Origin of the sequence: Qipengyuania sp. SS22 (assembly GCF_025736935.1) — a bacterium.
In the GTDB taxonomy this organism is placed as follows: Bacteria; Pseudomonadota; Alphaproteobacteria; order Sphingomonadales; family Sphingomonadaceae; genus Qipengyuania.
Genome location: NZ_CP107048.1, coordinates 1,670,278 through 1,680,000 on the forward strand (window position 1 = coordinate 1,670,278; position 9,723 = coordinate 1,680,000).

The window sequence follows — 9,723 nt, forward strand, 5'->3', positions numbered from 1 at the left end:
GGTGCTGCCATGCGAGAAATACGACCGGATCGAAGACAGGTGCTGGCCATGGCGGGCGCGCTGCCGGGCTTGCTTGCGTCGCCGCTCGCCGCGAAAGCGCGGGTCATGCAGATCGGCGTAAACCTGATCGAGGACCCGGCCGCGCCGTTCGGCAGCGCGCGGGCCCGCCAAAGCTTTGCCAATCTGGCGGAGGCGGGTGCCACCACAGTCGCGCTGGTACCGTTCTTCTGGCAACCGGGCGCGAGCGACCCGGCACTGGTCCGGGGCAGCGCGCTCCCGCGCGACCGGCTGTTTCTCGGGATCAAGGAGGCCGCGCGGGTCGGGCTCGATGTGCTGGTCAAACCGCATGTCTGGGTGCCCGAACGCTGGGCGGGGAGCGTGGTGTTCTCCAGCGAGGGCGACTGGCAAAGCTGGTTCGACGCCTATGCAACCGCGCTTATCGACTGCGCCGAAACCGCCGCCGAAGCGGGTGCGGATGTATTGAGCATCGGGACCGAATTGTTGCAGACGAGCGCGCGGCCCGAATGGACGCGGCTGATCGCGCGGGCACGCGAGGTGTTTCCGGGCCGGCTGACCTATGTCGCGCACAATTCCGCCGAGGCGCAGCAGGTGGGCTTCTGGAACCTGCTCGATATCGTGACCATGTCCTCCTACCCGTCGCTGGGCGCGCCAACCGACATGACGTCATGGCGCCGCGCGATAAACGGCGAAATCGGCGCCCTGAGAGCGTTGGCGGATCGTCATGCGAAGCCCGCCTGGCTGGGCGAGATCGGCATCCGTTCGGCCGCCGATGCGACCTACAAGCCATGGGAAAGCGCCGAGGAGCGCGACGCCGCGCCAGATCCGGCGCTGCAGGCGCGTGTCCTCCGTCTCTGGCTCGACGCGGCGCAGCAGGGCGGGATCGATACCGCGCTGGTATGGCGATGGCTCAGCGACCCGCAGGGCGGCGGCCCCGAGGACACCGACTTCACGATCCAGAACAAGCCCGCGCAAAGCCTGCTGCGCCGGCGCTAGCCTCAGAACGAGACCCAGACGCCCCCGAAGAAGCCGCGCTCGCGCAAGGCGTTCTCGCCCGCGATCGTGCCGACAAGGCCAGCCTGCAACGAGACCGATTGCGAGACGGTGAGCACGCCGCTGACCTGCATGTTGTGATAGCGATATTCGTCGAAAATCCCCTGCCCGGCGCCATCGCTGATCGTATTGAGCGATTGCACCATCAGCAGGAAATCGGGATCGGGACGATAACCCAGCGTCAGATCGGCGTGGAATTCGTTGGGCGGATCGCCGTCGCGCAGCCGATAGCTCGCCTGGCCATCGATAAAGCCGCTGTCTTCGCCGAAGGCCAGATTGTGAAAGCCGCGCAGACGAAAATCGTATTCGGCATCGGTGCTGCCGACCTGCGCCAGATTGTCGTCACGCGAGACCCCGGGGATCCGCGCGGTCGCTTCGACAGCCAGCCAGCCGTCGGTGTTCTCGGCAAAACGATAGCGGCCGCCGATATCGGTATAGCCCAGCCCGCTGTCGTCATCGCCGCCTTCGACCGAGACATTGCGGAAGCTCGGCTTGAAGATCAGCGTGAGATCGGGAGCGACTTCATATTCGGCCAGCAGGTACAGCTCGACCTTCTCGTAATCGGCAATGTCGATGCTGTCGCCATTGGCGTCGAAGCCGCGGGTGCTCTTCGAATAGTAGAACGTCGCGATGGCCTGGCCCTTGTTCGAGCCATCGCCCGCCTCGGTTGCGGTCAGCGTCTGCGCATGGGCCTGGGGGGCTGCCAGCAGGCAGGCGAGGGCAATTGGGATGCCGTACAGTTTTCCCATCATTGTCGCTCCAGCAATTCCTGTTTGGTCCGGTCGATGATCGTATCCGCAGCCGCTGCCAGACCAGCAGGCTCGGCCCATACGGTCCGGGTCCAGAGCGCTACATGCTCGGCCTGGATCGAATTCCCGTGGTGGATCGCGGCCTGTTCGACCGCTTCGGCAGCCCGCGCGTTCCAGTCTTCCAGCTCGCTCGCCGAGGATGCGCCGGGATGAATCAGCATGAACGATCCCGGCCCATAGGCAGTCAGATAGACCGCCAGCGGCGCGGGGATCGCCTGCAACATGCCCGCCACCTGCGCCAGCAATGCCTCGCCCTTCTCCTGACCATGCGCCCCGACATAGGCCCCATAGTCGATAATCCGGACCAGGCTCAGCGCGGCAGGTCGGCCACGCGCGCGGCAATCGGAGATGACCAGTTCGAGCACCCGGTCCTTGAGCAGATTGGTGGTTGGATCGATCAGGCTGAGCGTCAGCTGGCCCTGCCGCAGCGCGGCGTTCTGGACCCGCAGATCTTCCTCGCGCAGCGCACGCCGTTCCTGTTCGCGGCGCATCCGCAACAGGTTCCGGATACGTGCAAGCAGCCGCATCTCGTCGATCGGTTTGGTGAGGAAGTCGTCCGCACCCGCCATGAATGCCTGGTTGAGCGTTTCGGTGTCGTTGGTCGCGGTGAGCATCAGGATCGGCAGGTCGCGCGTGCCCTTGGCCAAACGCATCCGCGCGCAGACTTCCAGCCCGTCGATATCGGGCATCATGATGTCGAGGACCACGCACTGGTACGGGTGTTCGGCGGTGCTATCGGCCTCGCCATCGGGAGTGATCCCGCACATCTTGAGAGCTTCCAGGCCGCCGCTGGCAATATCGATCTGGTCGAAATTGCCACGCGCCAGCAGCGCGCGGGTGATCAGCGCGCTTTCGCGGACATCGTCGACCACGAGGATGCGGGACTGATTACCTTCGGTCATCGTGGGGCCTCGCTGCTCAATTCATATACCCGCCAACGTGCCCCGTCGTATCGCAACCGGTAACCGGGCAGGCCTTTCTCGTACAGTGTCGGGAAGATGCGACCAACCCGGTCACTTCCGTAGCCGGATTCGCGATTGCGGACGACCAGCGTGCTGGCATCGGTCCTCCTCCGGATCGAGACGGTGCGGAATTGCTGTGTCCCGCTGGACAAGACCCCGGTGGCGTCCTCGCGCAGCGCGATCACCGCGGGTGCTGCTTCGGCATCGAACAGCACGTCCTCGCGGCCCGACAGCGCGCGTGCAACGCCTGCGAGTTCGGGATCGCTGACCGGCACCGGGCGGTTGGCCAGCGCCGCTTTCCAGCGCTCGGTCTCGGGCGCGGTATCGACGCTGACGAGCAAGGCCCCGCCAATCGCCCCGGCAGCCAGCAGCAGCAGCTCCACCCGCTTGAGCCGCGCGATTGGCCAGCGCGCGACACAGGCGGCGGCTGCAGTGACCCCGAGGCTGGCGGCCAGCGCGGCCGAGGGGAACAGGCCGAAGGACAGCGCCAGCAGCATCGCCGCCAGCACAGTCAGGAACAGCGCCAGCACCGCATAGCGCAGCGGTGCCATCCCGCGCGCGGCGAAGAAAAAGCCGATCGCGATCGGGCATACGGCGAACAGGCTGACCAGCGCGAGGCTGATATTCCGCCAGTCGGCCACCGGCACGCGGCCGGTGGGATCGGCGCCCAGCCCGGCGGATTCCCGGCTGACCGCACCGATGAAGTCGAAGGTCTGGTCGGCGAAAACCCAGTTCACATAGATGAACGAAGCAATCGAGAAGAGCACGGGGAAGAGCAGCGTCAGATACATCGCCGCCGGCGCAATGCGCAGCCGGTCAATCGGGATGACCAGCGCAAGAAACGGCAGGCTGGCGAATGCCAGCACCATTCCGAACGGATGCGCGAAGGCCATCAGGCACAGGCCGAGCGAGACCAGCATCAGATCGTTGACGCGTTCGCCCCGGCGCAGGCTGAAGGCTCCCAGCGCGGTCAGCCACAGCCCCCAGTGGACGAGAATGAACCCGATCCCCTCGGTCGCGCCGCGCAGGAATACCGGATTGAGAGCCAGCACCGCACTGGCGGCGGAGGCTTCCCATAGTGACAATCCGTTCGCACGGAACGCCCAGAACCAGGCGAGCACAAGCAGCGCCGCCAGCACCGCGCTCAACACCGCCAGCCCGGTGGTTCCGGCGACGGGCACGAAGTGGTTGAGCCCGATCCCGGTGATATAGGGCAGCGGCGGAAAAGCGGTGACGATATCCTCGAACCGGATCAGCCCCTCGAGGCTCAGCAGCGTCCGCCCGTGCAGGTCGAGATTGCTGGCCGAAACATAGCCGCGCGCGTGGAGGATAAGGGCCAGAGCGACCAGCACGATGCCCAATATGATCGGCATGGCATAGCCGGTGATCCTGCGCGCCGTCATCCCGCAGCCTGGCTCGCCTGCGCCTTGCTGACTTCAGCGGCGGTGTGTTTCGACAGCCCGTGCTCGGTCTTTTCCCAGTAGAATGGCTTGGTGATCAGCTGCCACGCGCCCTTCCACGCGGCGATCGACATCAACACCCAGTACCAGAACACGGTCAGGCTGTAGGGCACCAGCGACAGCCAGTTGCGGCGGAAGGGCGCCAGCATCATCACGAAGATGAACAGTCCGTTCCCCGCCAGCAGGTTGAACACCGAGAGATACAGCAGGACAGGCGGAAACAGCGGATCGAACAGCCCGGTCTCGGTCAGCAGCCAGAGCACGAATATCGCCCAGAACACCGGATTTAGCAGGCCCGAGAGCATGGTCCCGCCGATGAAGAAGATGAAACCCAGCAGCCCGAGCACACCGATGCTCTTCACCAGATGGACCGGGCGCCGCGTATGCACCAGCATGGTCTGCATGTAGCCCTTGATCCAGCGCGAACGCTGCCGGATCCAGTTCGACTGCGAGACATTGGCTTCCTCGAAGGTCGTCGAAGCGACCAGCCGGACTTCATAGCCCTTCTGCGTCAGGCGAATGCCCAGATCGGCATCCTCGGTGACATTGAACGGGTCCCATGCGCGCAATTCGCGCAGCACATCCATGCGAAAATGGTTCGACGTGCCCCCCAGCGGGATCGGTACCTTGAGCTTCTCCAGCCCCGGAAGCATCAGGTCGAACCACAGCGAATAATCGAGCGTGAACAGGCGCGTCAGCCAGTTCTCCTCGCGGTTGAAGTAATTCAACCGGCACTGGACGCAGGCGACATTGGCGGGCGAGCGGTCGAAGGTCACGACCACCTTCTTGAGTTGGTCTGGTTCGGGCTTGTCCTCGGCATCGTAGATGACGAGGTAATCGCCGCGCGCGAATTGTAGCGCGTAATTGCACGCCTTGGGCTTGGTCTGCGGCTGCGCGGGCGGGACCAGGATGATCTCGAAAATATCCTCCAGCCCCAGCGCGGTGGCGGCATCGATGGTCAACTGGTCGCCTTCCTCGAGGACGATCTTGATGTCGAGCCGGCTGGTCGGATAGTCGAGTTCGCGCAAGGCATTGGCGAGGATCGGCAGCACGTCGGGCTCGCGAAACATCGGTACCAGCACGGTATAGACCGGCAGGTCCTCGTCGCGCAGCAGGCCGACCGCCGCATCCATCTGCCGCTCGCTGGCGTGCTGGTGCTTGCCACCCGCCCAGATCAGCACGGTCTTGAACAGGAAGTTGCCGAGGTAGAACAGCGTCATCACGATGTTCAGAGCGATCAGCGTCGAGATCGGGGCCAGCGCCAGCCCCAGCGCAAACGCGCTCAACATCGCCCAGCCGACAACCAACTGGACCGGCGTAAACACGGTCTGCGCCGACATCACCGGATCGTGTTCGGCCAGATCGAATACCGCGGCGTGCAGGAAACGTTCGGAAAAGACGCTCTGCACCGCCTGCTGGATCTGCTTCTTCGAAGCGATGCCAATCTTGACGCTCGCGCCCCATTTGCGGCGGGCATAGAGGATCAGCTCGGGCCCCGGACGCGACGTGACGATCGTCGTCACCCCGTCCTCACACCGCCAGGGCACTGCGAGTTCGCGCATGTAGTTGGCGACTTCCGCGACCTCGAGGAGGTCGGGATCGAGCGGGTCCTTCTCCAGATCGACCTGTTCAACGCTGAACCGGTCGGCGAGTGCGCGGTAATAGTCCTCCGGCTCGATCCAGTTCTTGGTCAGCATGACATCGGCGAGATTGGACCCCCACCGCGCAGCCAGTTCGCTCGCCTCGTTCAGCTGCCGTGCCGAGACGAGGTTACGTTCGGCGAGGAAGTCACCGGTCCAACTGTCGATCGAGAGAAGGTTGCCCACGATCAGTCTTTGGTTTTGTTGGCGACGATCACGCGGCGGAGGAGATAGACGAAGCCCAGTGTCACCAGCACCCAGCCGAGGCCGATCAACCACAGGCGGTATTGGCGCAGGAACTGGCTGAAGGTGTTTTCCTCCGGATAGCGGATGTCGATCAGCCGTTCGCGCGCATTATGGAAGGCGAAGTCGAGTTGGTCCCCGGCGAGGAAGGCGACATTGCCATAGCTGAGCACCGGCGGCGAGGCGCTGGTCGCCAGCGCGGCAAAATCCGCGCCCGGCTTGATCCAGACCACGGTGCGGCCGCCCTGTTCGAGCAGTTGGACCGTGGTCAGTTCGCCAATGGCTTCGGCATCGAGGAGCGTCTGCCCGTTCTCGCCGTCGATCGTGACCGCACCCTGGTCGAAGCGCACGATCGGATCGGTCCCGGCGGGGGCCTGGTCGCCGACATACACCACGGCGCCCGCTTCGGGCATCTCCGAATAGGACACGCTGACCGCCCCCTCGCCGCTTGCAAGCGGGCCGAGCAGCGACGCCACCGGCCCAAGCTGGTCTGCGCCGGACATCACCAGCGTAAAGCCGCCGTTGAAGACCGCGGGAAGATCGGAAAAATCGCCGATCGTCCCTACGGGATCGAGCTTGACGTGGCTGGAAGGAAGCAACTGCGCCGGATAGCCTTGCGGCGCAAACTTGCAGTCCCCGCCTGCGGGCTGCCGCGCGACGCTGACCTCGAGATTGTTGCGCGACGTGACGAGCCCTTGCGGGAAATCCACATCGAGGCGCGTACGGCCATCGTCCTCCGCCTCGGCGCTTGCCAGCAGCACGCCGTTGAGCAGCACCGCGATGACCGGGCGCGTGGTCCCGCCATCTTCCGCCGCCGCGACGTCCACCACCATACCGGTCATGCGCTGCCCGGCAGGCACCGCGCTGGTGGGGATAGCCACGTTCCATTGCCCGCGATCGACCACGTTCTGGATAGATGTGTCGCCGCCCAGATCGCCCACCGTGAGCGTAGTTGCCGCAGCGCCCGCATTGCGCTGGGCTGCCCCCGCAGCAGGCGAAGCGACAAGCGCATTCCACCGGCTGCGTAACAGCCGCGCGCTGGCGACGGGATCGTCACCGCCGATCTGCAACACCGGCTCCCCGGCCTCACGCTGCACCGAAAGTGCGGGCGATGCGGGATCGGCGAAGATGACCCGCGAAACCTGCCACCCCTCGCCGAAGCCAGGACCGGTCCCGCGATTGCCGGCAAGCCGTGCATCCGCCCCGCCCAGCATCAATGTCAGCGCGGCCGCGGTTTGCGCGGCACTGGCGCTCGCAGGCAGATCGACGTCGATCGCGGTGGGCATCGCGGCTGCGACCGCAGCCACCCGGGTCAGGCTGCCGCCGTCGAGCTGCGCCTGCAAGCCGCCACTGCCGGCGAAGGAGAGATAGGCACCCGACAATCGCTGATCGACACAGCGGTCTTCGGTAATTGCGCCCGAATAGACGATGCGCGCTGCCAGGAAGCCCTGCTCGATCAGCGAGGCGTCGATGGGGATATCGATCACCCCTTCGGAAAACCCGTTCGGCAGCGCAGTCGTGTAGAGCGTCCTGCCGCCCACTTCGATCGATAGCGCGCGGCGACTGTCGAAGGAGGAGGCCGTCCGGTAGGGCAGCACGAGCCGCAGGTCCTGCGCGCCGGCATCCGCGGGAATGGGGAAATAAATCTCGCGCGAACCCGACAGGCCGGCGATCTCGAAGCCATCGGGAAACCCGCGCTCCTTCAGCGTGATCACCCTTGTGACTGTGCTGGTCGGTGGCGTGCCTTGCGTACCATTTCCCGAAATGGCGGGCGCTTGCGCAGCCCCTGCTGTGGTTACCATTGCCACCGCCGCGGCAACGCAGAGGAGTTTCGGATTCACCATGACTATCCTTCGGCTGGCTTCAACCATCGCATATCGTTCCCTAACACTTCACGCAGATGGTTTAGAAGACCTTACGAAAAGAAGTTCTCAACTATTCCGGGAGGGATTTTATAACTTTCTTTCCTTAACGCCCGATACACACGATTTTCGACGGGATTGTGCCATGGATAACAACCTTGCATAACCGCGGCGGAATTCGGGCAGGTCGACAACAAGCAGAGTGGGTATGAATTTGGACATCGAGATGGTTCTGTTGGGTTTCGTACTGGGAACCGTCATGGCCGCCGTACCGCTGGCGATCTGGTTTCGCAGTGCCATCCGCGATGCCCGTGCCCCGGCCAAGCCGGTCGCCGCAGAAGACCTGGATCCACGCGACCTGATCGAGCACCCCGACTTCGAATCGATCGCTGCCGATATTCCCGATATGGCAGTGGTGATCGGGCCTGACCGGGTGCGCCGCTACATGAGCGCGGCCTGCGAAAAACTGCTCGGCTATACGCCGGAGGAGATGGTTGGCCAGCCGCCGATCAACGGCATTCATCCCGACGACCGCGCCGCGACGATGGTGGCGAGCGAGAAGCTGTTCCAGGGTGCGGTCCCCCGCACGCTGACGACCTATCGCCACAAGCACCGGGATGGTCACTACGTCTGGCTCGAGGCCCATTTTGCATCGCGCCAGGATCCTGAAACCGGCGAGTTGCAGGATTTCGTCGGCATCGTCCGTGACATCGGCGCACGGCGGCGCGAAAAGTTGCTCGATACCGAGCGCAATGCGCGACTGCGCGAAAACAACCGCCTGCTGCAGATGGCGGAGGGGATCGCCAATATCGGCCATTGGCGGATCGACGTTCAGGAGGATTCGCTGTTCTGGTCGGACCAGCTCTACCGTATCCACGGCGTCCCCGAAGATTACGTCCCCGATCTCGAGAAGGGCATCGACTTCTATTACGAAGAAGACCGGCCGATGGTCTCCGAAATGGTCGAGAAAGCCCTCAACGAGGGCGAGAATTTCGAGTTTACCGCACGGATCGTGCGTCCGAACGGCGAATTGCGCCATGTGGCGGCCATCGGACACGCCGAAACCTCGCCCACCGGTGAAGTGATTACGCTGTTCGGCGTTTTCGAAGACATTACCGAAACCGTGCTGATCGAAGAGCGTCTGCGGCAATCGCGCGACGCGGCAGAGAGCGCGGCGAAGGCGAAGACCCATTTCCTCGCCAATATGAGCCATGAAATTCGCACCCCGATGAACGGTGTCATCGGGTTTGCCGACCTGCTGCTGGAAAGCGATCTGTCGGAAGAACATCTCAATTACGCGCGGATGATCTCGGACTCGGGCAAGGCAATGCTGCGCCTGCTCAACGAATTGCTCGACCTGTCGAAGATCGAGGCGGGGCGCATGCAGCTGTCCCGCGAACCCGTCGATTTCGGACACCTCGTGCGCAGTAGCATGCGCTTGTTCGAACCGAACGCCAAGGCTCAGGGCATCGTGCTGGAAGCCGATATCGCACCGGGCATGCCCAATGGGACCGGTGACAAGCTGCGCGTGCGCCAGATCATTCTCAATCTGATCGGCAATGCGATCAAGTTCACCGAACGGGGATCGGTGCGGATCGAGGCGCGTGAGGATGCCGGCTCGATCGTCATCCGCGTGATCGATACCGGGGTCGGCATTCCGGCGGACAAATTGTCCT

The 9,723-nt window shown here is 64.0% G+C and carries 7 protein-coding genes (1 of these 7 only partly in view); 2 read left to right on the forward strand and 5 right to left on the reverse strand.

Going from position 1 to position 9,723, the window contains the following annotated elements:
* The first annotated feature begins 48 nt into the window (after positions 1-48).
* Positions 49-1,014 carry a glycoside hydrolase family 113 gene (locus N6L26_RS08275; RefSeq protein WP_263605127.1) on the forward strand — a complete coding sequence of 322 codons (966 nt, stop codon included), beginning with the start codon at positions 49-51 and terminating at the stop codon, positions 1,012-1,014.
* A 2-nt stretch (positions 1,015-1,016) separates the two neighbouring features.
* Here N6L26_RS08275 and N6L26_RS08280 read toward each other — a convergent pair whose 3' ends face one another.
* From N6L26_RS08280 to N6L26_RS08300, 5 genes are read right to left on the reverse strand one after another with little or no spacing between them, the layout of a single operon-like run.
* The gene (locus tag N6L26_RS08280; protein ID WP_263605128.1) at positions 1,017-1,823 is read right to left on the reverse strand and encodes a hypothetical protein; all 807 of its coding nucleotides are present in this window, start codon (positions 1,821-1,823) and stop codon (positions 1,017-1,019) included.
* Positions 1,820-2,782 carry a response regulator gene (locus tag N6L26_RS08285; RefSeq protein WP_263605129.1) on the reverse strand — a complete coding sequence of 321 codons (963 nt, stop codon included), beginning with the start codon at positions 2,780-2,782 and terminating at the stop codon, positions 1,820-1,822. The genes N6L26_RS08280 and N6L26_RS08285 overlap by 4 nt, the downstream gene beginning before the upstream one ends.
* The gene (locus N6L26_RS08290; protein ID WP_263605130.1) at positions 2,779-4,245 is read right to left on the reverse strand and encodes a hypothetical protein; all 1,467 of its coding nucleotides are present in this window, start codon (positions 4,243-4,245) and stop codon (positions 2,779-2,781) included. Before N6L26_RS08290 ends, N6L26_RS08285 begins: the two co-directional genes overlap by 4 nt.
* Positions 4,242-6,128: a glycosyltransferase family 2 protein gene (locus N6L26_RS08295; RefSeq protein WP_263605131.1), complete on the reverse strand. Its 1,887-nt coding sequence runs from the start codon at positions 6,126-6,128 to the stop codon at positions 4,242-4,244. The genes N6L26_RS08290 and N6L26_RS08295 overlap by 4 nt, the downstream gene beginning before the upstream one ends.
* Positions 6,129-6,130: 2 nt before the next feature.
* Entirely contained in the window at positions 6,131-7,900 is a 1,770-nt protein-coding gene (locus tag N6L26_RS08300; protein ID WP_263605132.1) for a cellulose biosynthesis cyclic di-GMP-binding regulatory protein BcsB, read from the reverse strand.
* Between the two features lie 355 nt (positions 7,901-8,255).
* On the opposite strand from N6L26_RS08300, the gene N6L26_RS08305 reads away from it, so the two are divergent.
* Positions 8,256-9,723 carry the 5' portion of an ATP-binding protein gene (locus N6L26_RS08305; protein ID WP_263605133.1) on the forward strand. It continues 932 nt past the right edge of the window, so only the first 1,468 of its 2,400 coding nucleotides appear in the window; its start codon is at positions 8,256-8,258; its stop codon lies beyond the right edge, outside the window.

Bases quoted from the DNA above. Each gene is read 5' to 3' on its own strand.
- N6L26_RS08290 (WP_263605130.1), bottom strand. From the start codon at position 4,245: ATGACGGCGCGCAGGATCACCGGCTATGCCATGCCGATCATATTGGGC.
- N6L26_RS08285 (WP_263605129.1), bottom strand. From the start codon at position 2,782: ATGACCGAAGGTAATCAGTCCCGCATCCTCGTGGTCGACGATGTCCGC.
- N6L26_RS08275 (WP_263605127.1), top strand. From the start codon at position 49: ATGGCGGGCGCGCTGCCGGGCTTGCTTGCGTCGCCGCTCGCCGCGAAA.
- N6L26_RS08280 (WP_263605128.1), bottom strand. From the start codon at position 1,823: ATGATGGGAAAACTGTACGGCATCCCAATTGCCCTCGCCTGCCTGCTG.